The organism is Stenotrophomonas sp. GbtcB23 (assembly GCF_019091045.1).
GTDB lineage: Bacteria > Pseudomonadota > Gammaproteobacteria > Xanthomonadales > Xanthomonadaceae > Stenotrophomonas > Stenotrophomonas rhizophila_A.
Genome location: NZ_JAGXKC010000007.1, coordinates 60,087 through 81,677, shown reverse-complemented (window position 1 = coordinate 81,677; position 21,591 = coordinate 60,087). Strand labels below are relative to the sequence as shown.

Genomic DNA, 21,591 nt, shown 5'->3' with positions numbered 1-21,591 from the left:
CCGCGTGAGCCCTGCACGCCCACTGCCGTTGCCTGCAACGGCGGTGGGACTGGGGCTGCGCCGCGCCCTGCTCGATGACCTGGAACAGGCACCGCCGGGCGATTTCGATTTCCTCGAGTGCGCGCCGGAGAACTGGATCGGGCTGGGCGGCGTGATGGGCGAGCGCCTGCGCGGGCTCAGCGCGCGCCATCCCCTGACCTGCCATGGACTGTCACTGTCGCTGGGCGGCAGCGCGCCGCTGGACGTGGCGTTCATCGACCAGGTCGGGCGTTTCCTGGACGCACACGGTGTGCGCCTCTACAGCGAACACCTGAGCTACTGCAGCGACGACGGCCACCTGTATGACCTGCTGCCGCTGCCGTTCACCGACGAGGCCATCCGCCACACCGCGGCCCGCATCGCACAGGTGCAGGACCGGCTGGGCCGGCGCATCGCAGTGGAGAATGTATCCACCTACCTCACCCCGCATGCGGCGATGAGCGAACTGGCATTCACCACGGCGGTGCTGCAGGAAGCGGACTGCGACCTGCTGCTGGACGTCAACAATGTCTACGTCAACGCCATCAACCATGGCTTCGACCCCGTCGCGTACATCGACGGCCTGCCTGCCGAACGCATCGTCTGCCTGCATGTGGCCGGGCACTTCGATGAAGCCGATGACCTGAAGATCGACACCCATGGCAGCCCCGTGGTGGGGCCGGTGTGGGCGCTGCTGGAACATGCCTGCGCCCGGTTCGGCCCGCGCCCTGGCCTGCTCGAACGCGACTTCAACCTGCCGCCGTATGCCGAACTGCAGGCGGAGCTGCGGCAGATGCGCCGCATCCTGGATGCGGCGGCATGAGCGACCTGTTGCGTGACCAGCAGTTCGCCCTGACCCGCCACCTGCGCGATCCGGCGCATGAACCGTCGCCTCCCGACCTGGAGCCGCGGCGGCTGCAGATCTACCGCGATCTGCTGTTCAACAACCTGCAGGCGCTGCTGGGCAGCAGTTTCCCGGTACTGCTGCAGATGCTGGACGGCGCGGAATGGCAGGCGCTGTGCCGGCGCTACTTCATCGAGCACCGCTGCGCCTCGCCGTTGTTCACCGAGGTCGCTGCCGAGTTCGTGCAGTGGCTGCAGCGGCAGGACACGCTGCCGCGTCCGTTCCTGGCCGAGCTGGCGCATTACGAATGGGTGGAACTGGCCTTGCAGTCGCAGGATGCGCTGCCGCTCGAACCGCCTCGTCCGGATATCGATGCCTGGCGCTGCCTGCTGCAGCGTTCCCCGTTGGCATGGCCTTTGGCGTACCAGTGGCCGGTGCAGCAGATCGGGGCAGCCTTCCAGCCGGTGGACCCGCCGCCCGAACCGACCTTCCTGCTGGCACGCCGGCTGGCCGATGGCCGCATCGTGTTTTCGCAGCTCAGCCCGTTGGCGTGGCAGCTGCTGATCCAGATGCAGGCCCCCGGACACCGCAGCGGCGCCGCGCACCTTGCGCAGCTGGCCGAGGCGAATGGACTGGACGCGGCCGGGCTGGAACCGGCCGGACGTGCCCTGTTGGCGCAGTTGCTCGCGACCGGCGTGATCGGTCCTGCCCGGTCCCCAACCCACGGCTGAACGATGCCGCCGGCGCCCGCATCGTTCATCGCGCGCCGGCCCTCTTCAAGGGACCTCCACTTACCGGGCTGTCCCCATGCATTTCCCCCGCTGCCTTGCTTCCACCCTGCGCCCCCGTCTTGATGGACTCGGCGCCTGGCTTGCGCCACTGGGACTGCGCGTGCTGCTGGCCTGGGAATATCTGGAATCCGGGCTGGAGAAATGGCGCGGGGTGAACTGGTTCGACAACGTGCAATCGCACTTTCCGCTGCCACTGCGCTGGTTGCCGGCCGAGTTCAATTGGCAGGCGGCGACGTGGATCGAACTCATCGGCGGCATCTGCCTGCTGCTGGGCGTGGCCACCCGGGCCACCGCCGCGCTGCTGATCGGGCTCACGGTCGTGGCAACCGCCGCCGTCCATTGGCCTGCGCAGTGGGACTCGCTGGCCACGCTGGCGCAGGGCTATGCGATCAGCGACCAGGGCCAGGGCAACTTCAAGCTGCCGCTGTTGTTCATCGCCATGCTGCTGCCGCTGCTGTTGCAGGGCGCCGGGCGGCTGAGCGTGGATGGCTGGCTGCTCCGGGATCCGCGCGGCCGGGCCGACGCGCTGGCCTGGGGCGGATTGGCGCTGGCCGCCGCCTGGCCGCTGGGGTGGCTGCTGCCGGGTCCGGCCCTGGTGTTGGCCACAGTTGGCACCGCCTTGCTTGGCGTGGCGGTCTGGCACCGCCGCCATGGGACGGTCAGGCCGCTCTGCTAAACTCGCTGCATGACTCAAGACCCCACCCAGACCACCGGCGCGCCGGTGGCCGCTGAAGACATGCCCTCTGCCGCCCAGCGCATGATGGCGACCCGCTTCCGTGGCTTCCTGCCGGTGGTGGTGGATGTGGAAACCGGCGGCTTCGACAGCCAGCGCCATGCGCTGCTGGAGATCGCCGCGGTGCCGATCGAAATGGACGACAACGGCCTGCTCTTTCCCGGGCAGACCGCCAGCGCCCACGTGGTGCCGGCCGAAGGGCTGGACATCGACCCGAAGTCGCTGGAGATCACCGGCATCATCCTCGACCATCCGTTCCGGCTGGCCAAGGCGGAAAAGGACGCGCTGGACCACATCTTCGCGCCGGTGCGCGCGGCGGTGAAGAAGTACGGCTGCCAGCGCGCCATCCTGGTCGGCCACAACGCGCACTTCGACCTGGGCTTCATCAATGCGGCGGTGAACCGGGTCGGGCACAAGCGCAACCCGTTCCACCCCTTCAGCGTGTTCGACACGGTGACCATGGCCGGCATCGCCTATGGCCAGACCGTGCTGGCACGGGCGGCCACGGCTGCCGGTCTTGGGTGGGATGCGGAAGAAGCGCATAGCGCGGTGTATGACACCGAGCAGACCGCCAAGCTGTTCTGCAAGATCGCTAACGCCTGGCCGCGCCCCTGATCAGCCGATCGCGGTGCGGTCGCGGCCTTCGCTCTTGGCACGGTACAGCGCGCGGTCGGCGCGCTGGTAGAGCAGCATCGGGGTGCGGTCCCCGGCCTCCAGTTCGACCAGCCCGGCGCTGAAGGTCACCTGCAGGCCCGGTACGCCGGCCCAGTCCGGATGGTCATGGAAGAGCCCGCGCAGGCGCGCGCAGACCTGTGCCGCTTCGGCCAGGCGGGTGTCGTTGAGCAGCAGCGTGAATTCCTCACCGCCGGTGCGCGCGGGCATGTCCGAATCACGGCAGGCCGACGCGATCACCCGCGCCACTTCGGTCAGCACCACGTCGCCCACGCTGTGGCTGTGCTGGTCGTTCACTTCCTTGAAGTGGTCGATGTCCAGCACCACCAGGCACAGCGGGTGGCCGCTGCGTTGCGAGCGGGCGAAGTCGCGCGCCAGCGCTTCGTCGAACGCGCGGCGGTTGGGCAGCCCGGTCAGCGCATCCTCGCGCGCCTGCCGCTCGAACTGTTCGGCCTGCACTGCCAAACGCGCGGCCAGCTGGGTCTTCTCTTCGTTCAACGCCTGCAGGCTGGCGGTCTGCGCCTTGAGGTCGCGGGTGGCGGCATCGACCTTGCGTGCCAGGCGTACGTTGCTGGCCTTGTAACGCTTGATCAGGTAGCGGTACAACGCCACCAGCCCGGCCAGCAGCAGCAGGCCACAGACGAACTGCACGCTGCGCCGCTGCCACAGGAACGGTTCCACCGTGAACGACCACACCGCCTCGCTGTCGCCCCAGGCGCCGCCCGGGTGGGCCGCGGACACGTGCAGGGTGTAATCGCCCGGCGGCAGGCCGATGAACTCCACGCTGCGCTGCTGGCCGCGTTCGATCCACGCGCTGTCCAGGCCTTCCAGCCGGGTGCGGTAGCGGATGCGTTCGGACATGAGATAGCTCAGGCCCACGTAGCTGATGCTGAGCCGGCGACCACCGGGCAGCGTGTTGTGGTTGGCGCCCTGCCAGTGCAGCGGCACGCCATCGACCAGCACCGTCTCGATCGCCGCCGGCGGCGCCAGCCGTTCGCGGAAGCGCTGCAGGCGCAGCGGGTCCACCGTGCTGAGGCCGCCGGCGGTAACCACCCAGAACGTGCCGTCCTGGCGCAGGATCGCCGAGGGGCCGGAGCTGCCGTTGGCCTGCGAATTGGCCATGCCGTCGATTTCGTTGTAATGCTCGACCTCGATCCGCCGCGTGCGCCCGTCGGCCACGTCGTTGAGCATGGCCATGTCGGTGCGCAGCACGCCACGGTTGCTGCTGATCCAGACGTTGCCGACCCGGTCCGGTACCAGCTGGAACACGGTATCGACCGGCATGCCCTGCTCCAGCCCCACCCGTGACAGGGTGCCGTCCTGGTAGCGGTACAGGCCGCGGTCGCTGCTGATCCACATCGCATCGCCGATCTGCTGGAAACCGAACACACTGCGACCGCCGCCCAGCGGAGTCAGGTCGATGCGTTGCACATGATCGCCGCGCAGCACGCTGATGCCTTCGATGGTGCCCACCCACAGGTCGCCTTCGGCATCGTGGGCCAGCGCGGTGACCAGGCCGGTGGGCATGCCCGGCACGGTCGGCACGGTTACCCCGTTGGCATCGAGACGGGCGACGCCCTTCTGGGTACCGGCCCATACAGCGCCTTCGCGATCCACGCTCATCGCTCGGATGTTGCCGCCGAGCAGGCCGTCGTCGGCACCGTAGCTGCGCAGCATGCGGCCCTGCCCGTCCAGGTGCAGGATGCCGTCGCCAAAGGTCCCCACCCATAACCCGCCTGCATGGTCCTGGGCCAGGCTCAGCACGGACGGTGTCTTGCCGCCGCGGTTGCGCAGCGGCACCGGATGGAACACGCCCTGTGCGTCGCGCCGGTCCAGGCCACTGGCACTGCCCACCCACAGCTGGCGGTCACGGTCTTCCAGCACGGTGCGCACGTAATCGCCGCTGAGCCCGTCACGCTCGGTGAAACTGCTGAACAGCGTTTCGCGCAACCGGTACAGGCCGCCGTTGGCACCGACCCAGATGCTGCCTTCGGCGTCTTCGCGCAGGCTCACCACCCTGCCCCCGGGCAGTGAAAGCCCGGCCGGCAGGCGCTCCACTCCGTGCCGCGACAGGCGCAGCAGCCCCTGGTTTTCGGTCCCCAGCCACAGGTCGCCGTGGCGGTCCTGCAGCATCGAGGTGATGTGCATGCCCGGGGCCAGGCGGTGCTGCAACTGCGGCATGCCATCGAGCATGCGGTAGATGCGCTCGCCAGCCACGATCCACAGCACGCCGTCGGGTGCGCGGTACGGCCACACCAGGCCGTGGCCGAGGCCGTAGCTCTCCGGTGCGCGGCGCAGCACGCCGTCGGTGCCGCGCACCACCAGGCCGTCCAGCGTGCCCACCCAGACCCGGTCCTGCGCATCCACCACCAGCTTGGTGAAGCTCATGGCCATCGGCACGTCGGCCGGCGGCTTCTGGTAGTCGAAGTGGCCGTCGCGGGTCAGGCTGCCGATGCCATTGCCCTCATACAGCAGCCAGAGCCGGCCATGGCTGTCCATCTGCATGGCCTGGATCAGCACCTGCGGGGCCGGCGGCTGGTGTGCGAACACCTGCCAGCGGCCGTCGGCGCTGCGCCGGGTGACGTTGCCGCGCGAATCGCTGATCCACAGCCCGCCCTCGCGGTCGACGAACAGCGCGCCCACCCCGTTGTCGCGCAGGCCCGGCCGGGTGCTGCGGTCGAACACGGTGAAGTCCAGCCCGTTGTAGCGCACCAGCCCTTCCCAGGTGGCGAACCACAGGTGGCCCTCCGGCGTCTGCGCGATGTCACGCAGCGAGTTGTGCGGCAGGCCGTTGCGCGAGGTCCAGACATCGATGGCGTAGTCGCGCAGCGGCGGGGGACCATCCTGCGCGGCCGATGTGGCCGGTACCCCGAACACCAGGCACAGCAACACCAGCGCCAGGCACAGGCGCTGCACGGTCACTACTGCATGTACCGGCCGCCACCGGTTCCCGCCTCCCCCTTGGCTCATCCGTCAGGATCCGCCAGGGGCGCGGGAAGGGCACGGCGCGGACAGCGCGGCGCCGGGGTGGAAACCAGCCAGATCGGGCGCACTCATGCGGCGAATACGGGCGGGGGTTGCCCATAGTAGGCAAAACCGCGCCCGTTTGCCTCCTGTGCGATCAGCCGGCGCGGGGTGCCGGCGGGCGCGGTGGCGCCGGCCAGTGCACGACGGCCTCCAGCCCGCCCTGCGGATGGTTGCGCAGGTGCAGGGTGGCGCCGTCCTTCTCGGCCAGCGCGCGGGCGATGGTCAGCCCCAGCCCGGCCCCGCCCGTCGCCCGCGAGCGCGAGGTTTCCAGGCGCACGAACGGGTCGAACACGGTTTCCAGGTCGTCCTCGGCCAGGCCCGGACCGCTGTCGCGCACCCGTACCCGCACCCCGTCCGCGCCCTGCTCGACCCGCACCCGGGCCGTGCCGCCGTAGCCCAGCGCGTTGTCCATCAGGTTGGAGAACAACCGGTGCATGGCCAGCGGGCGCAGCATCAGCACCGCGCCACTGCCCTGCTCGAAGCGGGCGTCGGCGCCGGCCTCGACCGCGTCCTCGACGAGGCTTTCCAGCAGCGAATCCAGGTCCAGCGCGGCGCGTGGCTCGGCGCTCTCGGCGCTGCGGGCCAGTTCCAGGCCCTCGCGGATGAGTGCCTGCATCGCACCCAGGTCGCCGATCAGGCGCTCGCGCAGGGCTTCGTCGGTTACGTTTTCCAGCCGCAGCCGCAGGCGGGTCACCGGGGTCTGCAGGTCATGGGTGATCGCCGCCAGCATCTGGGTGCGCTCACCCAGCGTGCGCTGCAGGCGCTTCTGCATCGCGTTGAAGGCTTCGGCGGCGCGGCGGACTTCCAGCGGCCCGGTCACCGGCAATGGCGCACGCTGCAGGTCGTCGCCCAGCTCGGCCGCGGCCGAGGCCAGCCGCTGCAGCGGCGCGCTGGCAATGCGCGCAACCACGTAGGCCAGCACGCCAATCGCCAGCACCAGCAGGGTCAGGAACAGCGGGTCCACCGCGAGGATGCCATTGTGGGCGATGGCCGGCGATTCCAGCGCCAGCGACAACACCGTGCCGTCGCTGAGCGGGACCTGCACCGCGCGGCACTTGGGCGGGATGAAGGCCGGGTCGCGTTCGTGCGGCGGCCGGCGCCGCTGCTGCTGCGGAGGGGGCGGCAACAGTTCCTGCGCCTTGGGCAGGCACGAACGGAACGAGGTGAAATGCACGGTGGCATGCGCCACCGGGCCCGGGCGGTCGTCGAGGATGCCCATCAACGCCGCATCCTCGCGCCCCAGCCGCGCCCCTTCGGGCAGGCTGCGCACCGCCGGCCCGCCCACCGTCAGCAGCCGGTCGCGCAGTTCCGGGTCGCCGTCGAGCATGTTGACGAAGCCCTGCAGCCGATCGGCGATGCGGTTGAGGTTCTGCCGCTCGAATTCCTGCTGCCGCTTGGCACTGGCCAGCATGGTGGCACCGACGGCCGCCACGCTCATGCCCAGCAGCAGGATCACGAACAGCCGACCGACCATCGACGCGAAGAAGCGGCGCAGGCGCATCATTCCAGCGTGACCGCCGTGGCCAGCACATAGCCTTCATTGCGCACGGTCTTGATCAGGCCGTCGCTGCCACCGTCATCGGCCAGCTTGTTGCGCAGCCGGCTGACCTGCAGGTCGATCGCACGGTCCTGCGATTCGTAGCTGCGCCCGCTGCTCAGCGATACCAGCTGCTCACGCGAGAGCACCTTGTTGGCATGCCCGACGAACACCCGCAGCAGCCGGAACTCGGCACCGGACAGCACCACCACGCGCCCGTCCGGGTCGACCAGATGGCGGTGCTCCAGGTCGAAGATCCAGTGCGAGAAGCGCGCGCGGCGGATCGCCAAGGGTTCCAGGTTGGCCGGCAGCGCTTCGGTCCGGCGCAGCACGTTGCGGATGCGCGCGAGCAGCTCGCGCGGTTCGAACGGCTTGCCCAGGTAGTCGTCTGCGCCCATTTCCAGGCCGAGCACGCGGTCGATCGGTTCGCTGCGTGCGGTGAGCATGATCACCGGCGTGGTCGAGCGCGCGCGCAGGTCGCGGCACAGGGTCAGGCCATCCTCGCGCGGCAGGTTGAGGTCGAGCACGATCAGGTCCACGTGCTCGCGTTCCAGCACCTGGCGCATGCCCTGGCCATCGCTGGCGGTGCTGACCTGGTAGCCGGCACGACCGAGCTGTTCGGCCAGCAGCTGGCGGATGTCGTTGTCGTCATCGACGATCAGCAGGCGTTGCATCGTAGTGGTGTTCTCCATGCGGCGATGATCCCCTGTCGGGAGCTGAACCGCATCCTCTGGTTTGCGTATGCATGTTTCAAGGCATGCACACGATACAGAAGGACACGTCGGACCGGGGCGTGGTTACGTGCTGTTACATGCCGTGCGTTGAGCCCTCCACAGGCGCTCTTCACAATGCTGACAACGCCGCACGCCGGCCTGTCGAGTTGACGATCATCGTGAAGTCCCGCCTGCCTACCACCCGTCGCGGCCGCGTGCTGCTGTTGATCGCCCTGGCCCTGCTGGTGTGCGGCATTGTCGCATGGACCCTGCGCAAGCCGGGCGCCCCCACCCTGGCCACCAGCCCGGTGACCCGTGGCGACCTGGAACAGACCGTGGAAGCCACCGGCGTGATCGATGCCTACAAGCTGGTCAGCGTGGGTGCGCAGGCCTCGGGCCAGATCAAATCGCTGAAGGTGCAGCTGGGCGATACCGTCAGGCAGGGCGACCTGATTGCCGAGATCGACGCCACCACCCAGCGCAACGCCGTGCTCAACGCGCAGGCATCGCTGGACCAGGTCACCGCCCAGCGCGCGGTGCAGCAGGCCACCCTGCGCCAGGCCGAACTGGAATTCGCGCGTCAGCAGGAAATGCTGGCGGCCGAAGCCACCTCGCGTGCGGAGTTCGACAGCGCCGAGGCCGCGCTCAAGACCGCCCGTGCGCAGGTCAAGGCCTATGACGCGCAGATCCAGGGCCGCCAGACCGAGCTGGGCACCGCCAATGCCAACCTCGCCTACACCCGCATCACCGCGCCGATGGACGGCACCGTGGTCGCGGTGGTGGCCGAAGAAGGCCGCACCGTGAATGCCAACCAGACCGCGCCGACCATCGTGATGCTGGCGCGGCTGGACCTGGTGACGGTCAATGCCGAGGTCTCCGAAGCGGACGTGGTCAAGATCAAGGCCGGCATGCCGGTGTACTTCACCACGCTGGGCGACCCGGACCGCAAGTACCACGCCACCCTGCGCCAGATCAATCCGGCGCCGTCGTCGATCGCCAGCGACAGTTCCAGCAGTTCCAGTTCGTCCAGTTCCAGCTCCAGTACGGCGGTGTATTACAACGCCCTGTTCGACGTGGAGAACCCGGACGGCACGCTGCGCATCGACATGACCGCGCAGGTGTCGGTGCTGCTCAAGCAGGCCAAGGGCGTGCTGATCATTCCGTCGGTGGCGCTGGGGCCGAAATCGCGCGATGGCCAATACGTGGTGCGCGTGGCCGATGCCGATGGCATGCCGCAGCCGCGCAAGGTCAGGATCGGCATCAACACCGGTTCCAGCGTGGAGGTGCTGTCTGGGCTGAAGGAAGGCGAGAAGGTCGTGGTCGGCGAAGGCAGCGCCACCCCGGCCGCGTCCGGCAGCGGCAACCGCGGTGGCGCGCAGATGCGCATGGGTGGCCCGGGCATGGGGCCGCGTCGATGAAGACCGCTCCCACGGGCGCGCCGCTGCTGCGGCTGCGCCACCTGCGCCGCGAATTCCCGGCCGGCGACGAAACCATTGCCGTACTGCGCGACGTCAACCTGGACATCGCCGCCGGCGAGATGGTGGCCATCGTCGGCCAGTCCGGCTCGGGCAAGTCGACGCTGATGAACATCCTCGGCTGCCTGGACCGCCCCACCCGCGGCAGCTACCAGGTGGCCGGCCGTGAGACCGGCAGCATGCTGCCGGACGAACTGGCCGAACTGCGCCGCGAACATTTCGGCTTCATCTTCCAGCGCTACCACCTGCTCGGCGACCTCGACGCGCGCGGCAACGTGGAAGTGCCGTCGGTGTATGCCGGCAGCCCGGCGCCGGTACGCAGCGCGCGCGCCGAACAGCTGCTGCAGCGGCTGGGCCTGGGCGACCGCATGCGGCACAAGCCGGGCCAGCTGTCCGGTGGCCAGCAGCAGCGCGTGTCGATCGCGCGGGCGCTGATGAACGGTGGCGAGGTGATCCTGGCCGACGAGCCGACCGGCGCGCTGGACACCAGATCCGGCGAGGAGGTGATGGGCATCCTCGGCGAGCTGCATGCCGAAGGCCACACCATCATCATCGTCACCCACGACATGTCGGTGGCCGAGCACGCCCAGCGCATCATCGAGATCCGCGACGGCGAGATCATCGCCGACCGCGTCAATCCCAAGGCACCCAGCTACCGTGCGCAACGCACGCCGACCGTGGCCGCCACCAAAGGCCACAGCTGGCGTGCCGCCCGCGACCGCTTCACCGAAGCATTCCGGATGGCGCTGCTGGCAATGAACGCGCACCGCCTGCGCACCTTCCTGACCATGCTCGGCATCATCATCGGCATCGCCTCGGTGGTATCGGTGGTGGCGATGGGCAACGGCTCGCAGCAGCAGATCCTGCAGAACATCAGCGCGCTGGGCACCAACACCATCGACGTCTACCCCGGGCGCGGCTTCGGTGACATGCGCTCGGCAAGAGTGCAGACGCTCAAGGCCAGTGATGCCGACGCGTTGTCGCGGCAGAGCTACATCGACAGCGTCACCCCCAGCGTGTCTTCGTCGGTCACCGCGCGCTACCGGAACCAGTCGGCCACCGCACAGGTCAGCGGCGTGGGGGAGCAGTTCTTCCGGGTCAAGGGCGTGACCCTGAGCGCCGGCAGCTTTTTCGACGCCGATGCGGTGAAAGGACTGGCGCAGGTGGCGGTGATCGATGAGAACACCCGCACCCAGTTCTTCCCCAACGGCGCCGACCCGGTCGGCCAGGTGATCCTGCTGGGCAACGTGCCGGTGCGCGTGATCGGCGTGGCCCAGCGCCAGAGCATGGGCTTTGGCAGCAGCACCAGCCTGTCGATCTGGGTGCCCTACACCACGGTGATGTCGCGCATGCTCGGCCAGAGCCATGTCTCCAGCATCATCGTGCGGGTGGACGATTCCACCCCGATGGATGCGGCGCAGGCCGCCATTTCCAGGCTGCTGGTCATGCGCCATGGCACCGAGGACTTCTTCCTCAGCAACAGCGCCGAGATCCGCGACACCATCGAGCAGACCACCCGCACGATGACCCTGCTGATCAGCGCCATCGCCGCCATCGCGCTGCTGGTCGGCGGGATCGGGGTGATGAACATCATGCTGGTGTCGGTCACCGAGCGCACCCGCGAGATCGGCGTACGCATGGCGGTGGGCGCGCGACAGAGCGACATCCGCCAGCAGTTCCTGATCGAAGCAGTGCTGGTCTGCCTGCTCGGCGGCCTGCTGGGCGTGGGCCTGTCGCTGGTGGTGGGCTGGGTGTTCGACACCTTCGCCCCTGATTTCAAGATGCTGTTCTCCACTGCCTCGATCGTGGCCGCGTTCGCGTGCTCCAGTCTGATCGGCGTGGCGTTCGGCTTCCTTCCGGCACGCAATGCGGCCCAACTCGATCCCGTGGAGGCGCTGGCGCGCGAATGAAGACGTCCATCCTGTTATCCACCACCCTGCTGCTGTCGGCCTGCGTCAGCACCGGCCAGTACCAGGTCGACCCGCCCAGCGTGCCGGCCGTGTACGGCCGTGGCGATGCGCAGCGCAACGCGCCTGTGGAAACCTCCAATGCACCCTCCCCGCTGCGGACCGACGTGCGCGACGACGCCTGGTGGACCGGCTTCGGCGACCCGCGGCTGGACCGCGTGATCGCGCGTGCGCTGCAGGCCAACACCGACCTGGCCTCGGCCGGGCTGGCGGTGCAGCGCGCACGCCTGCAGGCCGGGCTGAGCGACAACGCGCTGTGGCCGCAGCCGTCGGGCAGCGTCGGCAGCAGCGGCAATCGCCCGATCGACCAGGGCGCCGACTGGAACCGCAGCAGTTCGGCCGGGGTCTCGCTGCAGTGGGAAATCGACCTGTGGGGCCGACTGCGCACCCAGCGCGACATCGCGCAGTGGGAAGCCCAGGCCAGCGAGGAAGACCTGCAGAACACGGCACTGCTGGTGATCGGCGACGTGGCCACGCAGTACTGGACCCTGGCCTACCTCAACCAGTCCATCGCGGCCGGCGAAGCGAACCTGGCACGCCTGCAGCGTACCCAGGAGCTGGTGCAGGCGCGCTTCAACGCGGGCGCGGTCTCACGGCTTGAAGTGCGCCAGGCGACCCAATCATTGGAAGCGCAGCGCGCCGCGCAGAGCGCGCTGGAGCAGCAGCGCGTGGCCAGCCGCAATGCGCTGACCGTGCTGCTGGATGGCCAGCCATGGCCGCAGGCCGACGAACCGCAGGCGCTGGACAGCGCCGGCAGCCCGGCCATCGCCGAAGGCCTGCCGGCCGACCTGCTGGGCCGGCGCCCGGACCTGCGCGCAGCCGAGCTGCGCCTGCGCAACAGCCTGAAGAACATCAAGGTGACCGCCACCAGCTACTACCCGGCCTTGAGCCTGACCGGCGGGGTGAGCAGCGGCGCGACCACGCTGTCGGATGTGCTGAAGAACCCGGTGGCCTCCCTGGGGGCGGGGCTGTCGCTGCCGTTCCTCAACCTCCGCCAGGCGCAGTTGGATACCAAGATCGCCGGTACCGATTACCAGATCGCCGCCAACACCTTCCGGCGCACGCTGTACACGGCGCTGTCGGAGGTGGACAACGCGCTGTCGGCGCGCACCCAGTTCGCCACCCAGGTGGCGGCGTCGCAGGCGTCGTATGACGAAGCGGTGCAGATCGAGCGCATGTACGAAGTGCGTTACCGGGTCGGCGCCACCGACCTGCGCACCTGGCTGGAAGCGCAGCAGACCCGCCGCGACGCCGAACTGTCGCTGGCGTCGGTGAAGCAGAAACAGCTGGTCAACGACGTGACGCTGTTCAAGGCGTTGGGGGGCAGCGCCAACGGGCCGGTTTGAAGCGGCGCGTCAGCTGCGCTGACGTACCGCTTCAAACAGGCTGACACCCGCAGCCACCGAGACGTTCAGGCTCTCGATGTCGCCCGGCATCGGGATCTTGACCAGGCCGTCGCAGTTTTCGCGGGTCAGGCGGCGCATGCCGTCGGCTTCGCCGCCCAGCACCAGCGCCACGTTGCCCTTCAGGTCGATCGAATACAGCGAGGTGGTGGCTTCGCCGGCCAGGCCGTAAATCCACACACCCTGCTTCTGCAGGTCCTTCAGGCAGCGCGACAGGTTGGTCACCGCCACCACCGGGATGCGGTCGGCGGCGCCGGCCGAGGTCTTGCGCACGGTGGCATTGACCGTGGCCGACTTGTCCTTGGGAATGATCACCGCAGTGGCACCGGCGGCCGCCGCGCTGCGCAGGCAGGCGCCCAGGTTGTGCGGGTCCTGCACCTCATCCAGGATCAGCAGCAGGGCCTTGCCCTCGGCCGCCTCGACCAGGCCTTCCAGCTCGTTCTCACCGTAGGTGCGGGCTGCCTGGTAGCGCGCAGCCACGCCCTGGTGGCGGACCGAACCGCCCACGCCATCCAGCGCCTGGGTGTTCACCTTGCGCACGTCGATGCCCTTGCGGCGTGCGTTTTCCTCGATTTCGGTCAGCCGCGGATTCTTCGCGCTCGCCTCGATGAGCACTTCGCGGACGTTCTCGGCATCGTTCTCGATCGAGGAGGCGACGGCGTTGACGCCGACAATCCACTGGCTTTGCTTGCTCATTGCGGGGGCGGGACCGGTACAGGGGGTGGTAATGGTAGAGCATTGCCGGTCCGGCTGCCGTAGCGAACGGCCCCTGCCCGGCCGCTCAACGGGGCCAGCGGGGGGTGTCGTGGTCCGGGTGCTGGTGGGAAACCAGCGTGCGCAGGCGCTCTGCGTCAGGGTCGTCTTCCTGCAGGATCACCTCGAGCGCGCCCAGCTGGTCCACGAACGGCAGCTTGGACTCGGTGCCGTACTGCACGGTCGGTGGCAGCCGTTCAGGCTGATCAAACGCGCCGGCGGCCACGGCCATGCCGTCTTCGCCTTCGTAGGTCAGCGGCGTGCCGCAGTCGGCGCAGAAGCCCCGCCGGAAGTGGTTGGAGGACTGGAACCGGCGCGGCTCGCCACGGGTCCACTGGAAATCGGCCCCGCGTACCGAGACCAGCGGGGCGTAGTACGCCCCGAAGGCCTTCTGGCACATCCGGCAGTGGCAGACGGAACGATCCGGCAGGGCGCCGCGGACATGGAAGCGGACCGCGCCGCATTGGCAACCGCCGGAGAATTCGGGAACCGGGTTCATGGGGCGCCTCCCCTCAGTATTTCTGCTTCTTCCGCTTGGCCGGCTGTCCGCGGGGCGGCAGCTGGGGTTCTTCGTCGCCCTTCTCTTCCACCAGCCGGAAGTCGATCTTGCGTTCTTCCATGCTGGCCTTGAGCACCAGGATCCGCACACGGTCACCCAGGCGGTAACTGGTGCCACGGCGTTCGCCGCTGAGCGTCTTGCGGGTCGCGTCGAACTGGTAATAGTCGTGCGGCAGCTGGGTGACATGGACCAGGCCGTTGACCTTGGAATCGTCCAGTTCCACGAACAGGCCGAAGCTGGTCACGCCGCTGATCACGCCGTCAAACTGGCCGCCCACGTGCTTTTCCATCCACGCCGCGCGGTAGCGCTCGTCGACCTCGCGCTCGGCCTCGTCGGCCCGGCGCTCGCGTTCGGAGCACTGCAGCGCCAGCGCGGCCATTTCGCGCTGGGTATAGGTGAACTTCTCCAGCGGCTTGCCGCTCAGCGCATGCTTGATCGCACGGTGCACCAGCAGATCCGGGTAACGGCGGATCGGCGAGGTGAAGTGCGCATACGCATCCAGCGCCAGGCCAAAGTGGCCCTGGTTGTCCGGCGAGTACACCGCCAGGCTCTGGCTGCGCAGCAGCACCGATTCGATCAGCGCCGAATCGGGGCGCTCGCGCACCTTCTTGAGCAGCTTGGTGTAATCGCCCGGCTGCACCTTGGACCACGGCGGCAGGCTCAGCTTGAATTCCTTGAGGAACTCCAGCAGGTCCTCGAACTTGGCTTCCGGCGGCTTGGCGTGGTCACGGAACGGGGCCGGCACCTGCTTGTACAGCAGGTAGCGTGCGGCCTGCACGTTGGCCGCGATCATGCATTCCTCGATCAGCTTGTGCGCATCGTTGCGCACCAGCATGCCGGCCTGGGTGACTTCGCCGGTGTTGTCGAGCACGAAGCGAACTTCGGAGGATTCGAACTCGATCGCGCCACGGCGGGTGCGGGCCTTGGCCAGCACCTTGTAGAGCTGGTGCAGGCGCTCGACCTGCGGCAGCAGCGCACCGATGGCGTTGCGGGCGGCTGGATCGTTCTCGCCCACCGCCTGCCAGACCTGGGTGTAGGTCAGGCGCGCGTGCGAGTTCATCACCGCTTCGTAGAAGCGCGAGTGGATCACTTCGCCGTCGCGGTTCACCTGCATGTCGCAGACGAAGCACATGCGGTCGACCTTGGGCATCAGCGAGCAGATGCCGTTGGACAGCGTCTCGGGCAGCATCGGGACCACGAAGCCGGGGAAGTACACCGAGGTGGCGCGCTTCTGTGCTTCATCGTCCAGCGGCGTGCCGGGACGGACGTAGTTGGAGACGTCTGCGATGGCCACCACCAGGCGGAAGCCTTCGGCGTTGGGTTCGCAGTAGACCGCGTCGTCGAAGTCCTTGGCGTCTTCGCCGTCGATGGTGACCAGCGGCGTACTGCGCAGGTCGACGCGGTCACCGATCATCGCCGGCTCCACCTGCATCGGCACCGAGGCGGCTTCGTCCAGCACCTGCTGCGGGAACTCGAACGGCAGCTCATGGCCGTGGATCGCGGTTTCCACGATCAGCGAGGCGGTGAGCTTGTCGCCGAGCACGGCGATGATGCGGCCGATCGGCGGGCGACGGGTGTCGGGTGCCTGGGTCAGTTCGCACACCACCAGCTGGCCATCGCGGGCATCGCCGGTCTGGTCGGGCGGGATCTGCACGTTGCGCTGGATGCGCTTGTCATCGGGCACCACGTAATTGATGCCGAACTCGACGCTGAAGCGGCCGATCAGGCGGGTCATGCCGCGCTCGAGCACGCGGGCGATGCTGCCTTCGCGTCGGCCGCGGCGGTCGATGCCGGTGACGTTGGCCAGCACGCGGTCGCCGTGCATGACCTTGCGCATTTCATACGGCGCCAGGAACAGGTCGTCGCCGCCATCGACCGGGCGCAGGAAGCCGAACCCTTCGGGGTTGGCGATCACCACGCCGGTGATCAGGTTGGTGGCCTGCACCGGGGCGAAGCCGCCACGGCGGTTCTGCACCAGCTGGCCATCGCGCACCATCGCGCCCAGGCGCTTGCCCAGCGCGTCGGCGCGGTCGGGCTCGGTCAGGCCAAGCTGGATGCCGATTTCCTCGGCGGTCTGCGGGCCATCACAGCGGTCCAGCAGCTGCAGGATCGCTTCGCGGCTGGCGATGGGCTGGGCGTAGCGTTCGGCTTCGCGGGCGGCGAAGGGATCGTCCACGCTGCCCACCGGCGCGCTGGGGCGCGGGTTGCGACGGGTCGGAATCGGCGGGCCATCCGGGCGGGGGCCGGAGCGCTTGCCGCCACGGGGAGGTGCGGGGGTGTTCATGGACTCGGGCATCCAGGGCGGCAGCTTGCCGGACTTGGCAGCGGCGCGGGACTTGCCCGACGGACCGGCAGCCTGCTTGGGCGCCGGGGACTTGGGGGCTTTTGCGCCCCGGGTCGGTTTCTTTGATTTCATCGACCCCCATGGTACCGCGTGGCGGTGTGCAGAATGGGTCATTGCCGCTGCCCATGCAGGATTGTGAAGAAATTTAACAAAACCGTTGACAACCCCTGCGGACTTGCCCAGAATTCGCCCCCTGAGTCGCCCAGGTGGCGGAATTGGTAGACGCACTAGCTTCAGGTGCTAGCGGGGGCAACTTCGTGGAGGTTCGAGTCCTCTCCTGGGCACCATGACTCAGAAAATGATCAAACCCGCGCAAGCGGGTTTTTTCGTTTCAGGCCTCGGGTGTGTAGTACCGGGCCGACAGCCCTGCCCGCCCCGGGAAGTACTTGAACCAGGGCCGCGCCGCGTCGACCACTGCGGCCACCGCTGGATGCGCCATCAAACGCTCGAAATAGGCGAGCAGGTGAACCTCGGTGCCGGGAACGGGCACACAGGCCACGGCATAGAACAGCGCGGGCGCCGCCGCACAATCGGCCATGCTGAATCCTTCGCCGGCCAGCCACGTGCGGCCTTCGAGCTGGCGGTTCATGGCGGTGTAGCTCTCCAGCAGCCGTGACCGGGCAGTCTGCGCTGCATCTTCGCTGCGCCCGCTTTCGGGCTTGAGCTGTTCGGCGGTCAGCGCCTGCATCGGGGTCATCACATAAAAGTCGGAGAACCGGTCCCAGAAGCGCACGGCCAGGGCAGCATCGGCATCGGCAGGAATCAGGCGTGCGCCGGTGGCCAGGTGCTGCTGCAGGTATTCGATGATGATGCTGGTCTCGGCAACGGCCCGGCCCCGGTCGACCAGCGCGGGCATCTTCGCGGCCGGGGAGATGGCATGCAGCATCGCCCGATCGGCCGGGTCGCCCAGGTTCACCATGCGCTCGTCCAGGGCCACGCCGAGCACGCGGGCGGCAATCAGTACCTTCTGGCAACAGGATGACAGCGGGTGGGCGTGCAGGATCGGCAGTGCCATGGAAACTCCAGGGCGTCGGTGTGGGCCGAGTATGCCAATCGGCGTCCGCGCATGCATTGACAGCCTCCGGCTGCTTCCGCATAATTCGCCCCCTGAGTCGCCCAGATGGCGGAATTGGTAGACGCACTAGCTTCAGGTGCTAGCGGGGGCAACTTCGTGGAGGTTCGAGTCCTCTTCTGGGCACCACGACTCGGTAAATGATCAAACCCGCGCAAGCGGGTTTTTTCGTTTCTGCGGCAGGGATCGCGCGGGAAATTTTCTTCGACATCCTGTTGACACATTCGTGGTTCTCCCGCAAAATTCTCCTCCTGAGTCGCCCAGGTGGCGGAATTGGTAGACGCACTAGCTTCAGGTGCTAGCGGGGGCAACTTCGTGGAGGTTCGAGTCCTCTCCTGGGCACCATGACTCAGTAAATGATCAAACCCGCGAAAGCGGGTTTTTTCGTTTCTATTACTCTCGATTTCATGGTGCCGGGCTGTGCCCGGCTTCATGCATTCTGGCGAACAGCCGGTGACCATCGGTTGGCCTGAGCTGGGCCGGCGGCGGCGGGGGTACGGGGGGCGCCGTGAATCCATCCCTGGAGGCTCTTGCGAAACATCCATGTTTCGCAAAGCCCCCGTACCCCCGCCCCCGCCGACCCTCGACGGTGTGTTCGTGGCCATGGAAGATCAACGGCGGTGCCGATCATTTTCATGCGTTACCGGACGCGGTGGCGTTCCGTGCCGTCGTTCGGGAACCGACGCTACCGCCAAGTTCGGTCTGCGTACCAGCCGCGTAACCGGCCCCATTCGCCTACCCGCCGCGTAGAGCCACGCCATGCGTGGCTGCTCTTCGTTTCCGCACGCGACCATCTGTCGGCCTCCCCAGCACGGAAAAACTGAAACGCTGCCTTTAGCTGTCGCAACAAAAAAACCCCGCTCTTCAGCGGGGGTTTTCGTTTCAGCAATTCACACCATCAATGCCCGCCGGCAGACGCCGCGCCGGCACCGGCGCCGAACGGCGGCTTGGCCAGCCACAGGAACGCAATGATGGCCAGGAAGATCCAGCCCAGCAGGAAGAAGATGTCGTTGAAGCCCATCTGCGATGCCTGGTGGTTGATGATGTTGTTCAACGCCGCTGCGCCATGTTGCAGGTCGCCCTGCCCCATTGCCGCCACCTTCTCCTGCATGCCCGGCGTGTAGCCGGAAATGCTTTCGGTCAGGTGCGCATGGTGTTCCTGCGTGCGGCGCGCCCACAGCCACGTGGTCAGCGATGCCGCGAAGCTGCCGCCCAGTGTGCGCAGGAAGGTAGCCAGGCCCGAACCTGCCGCGATCTCGCGGCCGTCCAGGTCCGACAGCAGGATCTGCAGCACCGGCATGAAGAACAATGCCACGCCGATGCCCATGATCAGCTGCACCCCCGCCACGTGCGCGAAGTCCACCTGCAGGTTGAAGCCCGAACGCAGGAAGCTGGTGAACGACAGGAACACGAACGCGAACGATGCGATCCAGCGCATGTCGAACCGCGATGCATACTTGCCTACGAACGGCGTCATGATCACCGGCAGGATGCCGATCGGTGCCGTCGCCAGGCCCGCCCAGATCGCCGTGTAGCCCATGTCACGCTGCAGCCACTGCGGGATCAGCAGCGACACGCTGAAGAACGCCGCGTACGCCACCACCATCGCCAGCGTGCCGGCGCGGAAGTTGCGGTGGCGGAACAGCCGCAGGTCGACGATCGGATCCTTGTCGGTCAGTTCCCAGATCAGGAACACCGCCAGCGCCACCACCGAAATGCAGGCCAGCACCACGATCGTCGGCGAACTGAACCAGTCCTCGTCGTTGCCCAGGTCCAGAACCAGCTGCAGCGCACCCACGCCGATGACCAGCGTGATCAGGCCCACGTAGTCCATCTTCGGCTTTTCGATCTGCTCCGGACGGCCCTTCAACTGGTTGCCCACCACCAGCGCCGCGAAGATGCCCAGCGGCACATTGATCAGGAAGATCCATTCCCAGCTGTAGTTGTCGGTGATCCAGCCGCCCAGGATCGGGCCGCAGATCGGCGCCACCACCGTGATCATCGCCAGCAGGGCCAGCGCCTGCCCGCGTTTCTCGCGGGGGTAGATCGAGACCAGCAGCGACTGCGTGATCGGGTACATCGGACCGGCCACGAAACCCTGCAGCGCACGCGACACCACCAGCATGCCCATGCTCTGCGCCAGGCCGCACAGCAGCGACGCGATCACGAACGACAGCGTGGCCCAGATGAACAGCTTGGTTTCACCGAAGCGGCGGCTCAGCCAGCCGGTCAGCGGCAGCGCGATGGCCGTGCTGACCGCGAACGAGGTGATGACCCAGGTCGCCTGCTGCGAACTGGCGCCAAGGTTGCCGGCAATGGTCGGCAGCGAAACGTTGGCGATGGTGGTGTCGAGCACCTGCATGAACGAGGCCATGGCCAGGCCTGCCGTACACAACGCCACGTTGGCCGGCCGGAACGCGCCGGTCGCACCTGGCGCCGACGGCGCGCCCGGCAGGCCGGGCGCGGCGGGAGCTTGTGCGGACATGGTGGCCTCAGCTTGCCTTTGCCGTGCGCGGCAGGTTGCTCTGGATGATCTCGTGGATCACGTCGTCGGCGCTGTGCAGCTGCTTGGCATACACGTCGGTGTCGAACACCTGGCCCTTGGCCGTGGTGGTCGGCAGCACCGTGCCCTTCTGGTCGCGCAGGCTCACTTCCGCCTTCATCGACAGGCCGATGCGCAGCGGATTGTCGGCCAGCTGCTTGGCGTCGATGGCGATGCGCACCGGCACGCGCTGCACGATCTTGATCCAGTTGCCGCTGGCGTTCTGCGCCGGCAGCAGCGAGAACGCCGAACCGGTGCCCAGGCCCAGGCTGTCGATGCGGCCCTTGTACTTCACCTCACCGCCGTACAGGTCCGAGCGCAGCTCCACTTCCTGGCCCAGGCGCATGTGGCGCAGCTGGGTTTCCTTGAAGTTGGCTTCCACCCACATCTGTTCGGTCGGCACCACCGCCATCAGCGCGGTACCCGGCTGCACGCGCTGGCCCACCTGCACCGAGCGACGGGCCACGTAGCCGCTGACCGGCGCGACGATGCCGGCGCGGGCGTTGTTGAGGTAGGCCTGGCGCAGCTGCGCGGCAGCCGCTTCCACGTCCGGCTGGGTGGCGATCACGGTGTCGTCGACCAGCGCGTTGCTGCGCTCGAAGGTTTCGCGCGAGCCGGCCACGGCCGCTTCGGCGGCGGCCAGTTCGTTGCGGGCGTGCGCCAGCTCTTCATCGGAGATGGCGCCGGTGGCGGCCAGGCCCTTGCGGCGGGCGAAGTCTTCGCGGACACGGTTGAGGGTGACCTGGCGCGCGCTCAGTTCGGCCTGCGCGCCTTCCACGCTGCGGTACAGGCCACGGGTCTGGCGCACGGTCCGGGCCAGGTTGGCACGGGCCTGCTGCAGCGCCACTTCGGTGTCGGCCGGGTCCAGCTGCACCAGCAGCTGGCCGCGCTCGACGCGCATGCCGTCATCGGCGTTGATCGCCACCACGGTACCGGTCACCAGCGGGGTGATCTGGACCTGGTTGCCCTGCACGTAGGCGTCGTCGGTCTCTTCGAACCAGCGGCCGAACATGAAGTACCACAGCGCCGCAGCGGCAAGCAGCAGCACCACGATGGCCAACAGGCCACGCAGCAGCTTGCCACGGCGGGAGGGGGCTGCCGGTGCGGCAGCAGGAGCGGAAGTCTGGCTCATGGGAGGACT

The 21,591-nt window shown here is 68.0% G+C and carries 16 protein-coding genes and 3 tRNA genes; 10 read left to right on the top strand and 9 right to left on the bottom strand.

From position 1 onward, the window contains the following. Positions 1–49: 49 nt before the first annotated feature. From KVS69_RS04915 to rnt, 4 genes are all read left to right on the top strand, one after another. Positions 50–841 (top strand): DUF692 domain-containing protein, encoded by a 792-nt coding sequence (locus tag KVS69_RS04915; RefSeq protein ID WP_249834343.1) that lies wholly within the window; start codon positions 50–52, stop codon positions 839–841. After that, entirely contained in the window at positions 838–1,593 is a 756-nt protein-coding gene (locus tag KVS69_RS04910) for a putative DNA-binding domain-containing protein (RefSeq protein WP_217537345.1), read from the top strand. Before KVS69_RS04915 ends, KVS69_RS04910 begins: the two co-directional genes overlap by 4 nt. A gap of 76 nt (positions 1,594–1,669) precedes the next feature. Next, positions 1,670–2,329: a DoxX family protein gene (locus KVS69_RS04905; RefSeq protein WP_095363779.1), complete on the top strand. Its 660-nt coding sequence runs from the start codon at positions 1,670–1,672 to the stop codon at positions 2,327–2,329. Between the two features lie 84 nt (positions 2,330–2,413). Further along, a complete protein-coding gene (rnt, locus tag KVS69_RS04900; protein WP_068854601.1) occupies positions 2,414–3,001 on the top strand; it encodes a ribonuclease T in 588 nt (195 codons plus the stop codon). Here the strand turns inward: rnt and KVS69_RS04895 are convergent, their stop codons facing one another. From KVS69_RS04895 to KVS69_RS04885, 3 genes are all read right to left on the bottom strand, one after another. Next, entirely contained in the window at positions 3,002–6,028 is a 3,027-nt protein-coding gene (locus tag KVS69_RS04895; RefSeq protein ID WP_217537344.1) for a ligand-binding sensor domain-containing diguanylate cyclase, read from the bottom strand. A 151-nt stretch (positions 6,029–6,179) separates the two neighbouring features. Next, positions 6,180–7,589 (bottom strand): ATP-binding protein, encoded by a 1,410-nt coding sequence (locus KVS69_RS04890; protein WP_093533927.1) that lies wholly within the window; start codon positions 7,587–7,589, stop codon positions 6,180–6,182. After that, positions 7,586–8,296, bottom strand: coding sequence for a response regulator transcription factor (locus KVS69_RS04885; protein ID WP_095363782.1), 711 nt, complete (start codon positions 8,294–8,296; stop codon positions 7,586–7,588). The genes KVS69_RS04890 and KVS69_RS04885 overlap by 4 nt, the downstream gene beginning before the upstream one ends. Before the next feature lie 218 nt (positions 8,297–8,514). On the opposite strand from KVS69_RS04885, the gene KVS69_RS04880 reads away from it, so the two are divergent. Genes KVS69_RS04880 through KVS69_RS04870 form a run of 3 tightly spaced genes read left to right on the top strand, consistent with a single transcriptional unit; the run spans position 8,515 to position 13,123 of the window. Continuing rightward, positions 8,515–9,753, top strand: coding sequence for an efflux RND transporter periplasmic adaptor subunit (locus KVS69_RS04880; RefSeq protein ID WP_256947721.1), 1,239 nt, complete (start codon positions 8,515–8,517; stop codon positions 9,751–9,753). After that, positions 9,750–11,720 carry a MacB family efflux pump subunit gene (locus KVS69_RS04875; RefSeq protein ID WP_217537342.1) on the top strand — a complete coding sequence of 657 codons (1,971 nt, stop codon included), beginning with the start codon at positions 9,750–9,752 and terminating at the stop codon, positions 11,718–11,720. Before KVS69_RS04880 ends, KVS69_RS04875 begins: the two co-directional genes overlap by 4 nt. Then, positions 11,717–13,123: a TolC family protein gene (locus KVS69_RS04870; RefSeq protein WP_217537340.1), complete on the top strand. Its 1,407-nt coding sequence runs from the start codon at positions 11,717–11,719 to the stop codon at positions 13,121–13,123. Before KVS69_RS04875 ends, KVS69_RS04870 begins: the two co-directional genes overlap by 4 nt. 9 nt (positions 13,124–13,132) lie before the next feature. On the opposite strand, the gene rlmB is transcribed toward KVS69_RS04870, so the two are convergent. The 3 genes from rlmB to rnr all read right to left on the bottom strand — a co-directional run bounded on the left by rlmB (position 13,133) and on the right by rnr (position 16,908). Further along, on the bottom strand, positions 13,133–13,876 hold the full coding sequence (rlmB, locus tag KVS69_RS04865) for a 23S rRNA (guanosine(2251)-2'-O)-methyltransferase RlmB (RefSeq protein WP_068850558.1): 744 nt from the start codon (positions 13,874–13,876) through the stop codon (positions 13,133–13,135). 85 nt (positions 13,877–13,961) lie between these two features. Further along, complete coding sequence (locus KVS69_RS04860; protein WP_210132221.1) at positions 13,962–14,432, bottom strand: GFA family protein; 471 nt, start codon at positions 14,430–14,432, stop codon at positions 13,962–13,964. 13 nt (positions 14,433–14,445) lie between these two features. Next, the gene (gene rnr, locus KVS69_RS04855) at positions 14,446–16,908 is read right to left on the bottom strand and encodes a ribonuclease R (RefSeq protein WP_217537338.1); all 2,463 of its coding nucleotides are present in this window, start codon (positions 16,906–16,908) and stop codon (positions 14,446–14,448) included. A 128-nt stretch (positions 16,909–17,036) separates the two neighbouring features. Here rnr and KVS69_RS04850 point away from each other — a divergent pair. Then, positions 17,037–17,123 (top strand) — tRNA-Leu (locus KVS69_RS04850). Positions 17,124–17,167: 44 nt separating this feature from the next. Here the strand turns inward: KVS69_RS04850 and KVS69_RS04845 are convergent. Then, entirely contained in the window at positions 17,168–17,851 is a 684-nt protein-coding gene (locus KVS69_RS04845; protein WP_217537336.1) for a glutathione S-transferase family protein, read from the bottom strand. A 99-nt stretch (positions 17,852–17,950) separates the two neighbouring features. Between KVS69_RS04845 and KVS69_RS04840 the strand changes: the two genes are divergently transcribed. Both KVS69_RS04840 and KVS69_RS04835 read left to right on the top strand, forming a co-directional pair. After that, positions 17,951–18,037 (top strand) — tRNA-Leu (locus KVS69_RS04840). Positions 18,038–18,166: 129 nt separating this feature from the next. After that, positions 18,167–18,253: transfer RNA gene (locus KVS69_RS04835), tRNA-Leu, on the top strand. Between the two features lie 553 nt (positions 18,254–18,806). Here the strand turns inward: KVS69_RS04835 and KVS69_RS04830 are convergent. Together KVS69_RS04830 and emrA are read right to left on the bottom strand one after the other, a co-directional pair. Continuing rightward, positions 18,807–20,393 carry a DHA2 family efflux MFS transporter permease subunit gene (locus KVS69_RS04830; RefSeq protein WP_068850548.1) on the bottom strand — a complete coding sequence of 529 codons (1,587 nt, stop codon included), beginning with the start codon at positions 20,391–20,393 and terminating at the stop codon, positions 18,807–18,809. A 7-nt stretch (positions 20,394–20,400) separates the two neighbouring features. Then, positions 20,401–21,582: a multidrug efflux MFS transporter periplasmic adaptor subunit EmrA gene (gene emrA, locus KVS69_RS04825; RefSeq protein WP_217537334.1), complete on the bottom strand. Its 1,182-nt coding sequence runs from the start codon at positions 21,580–21,582 to the stop codon at positions 20,401–20,403. Positions 21,583–21,591 lie beyond the last annotated feature (9 nt).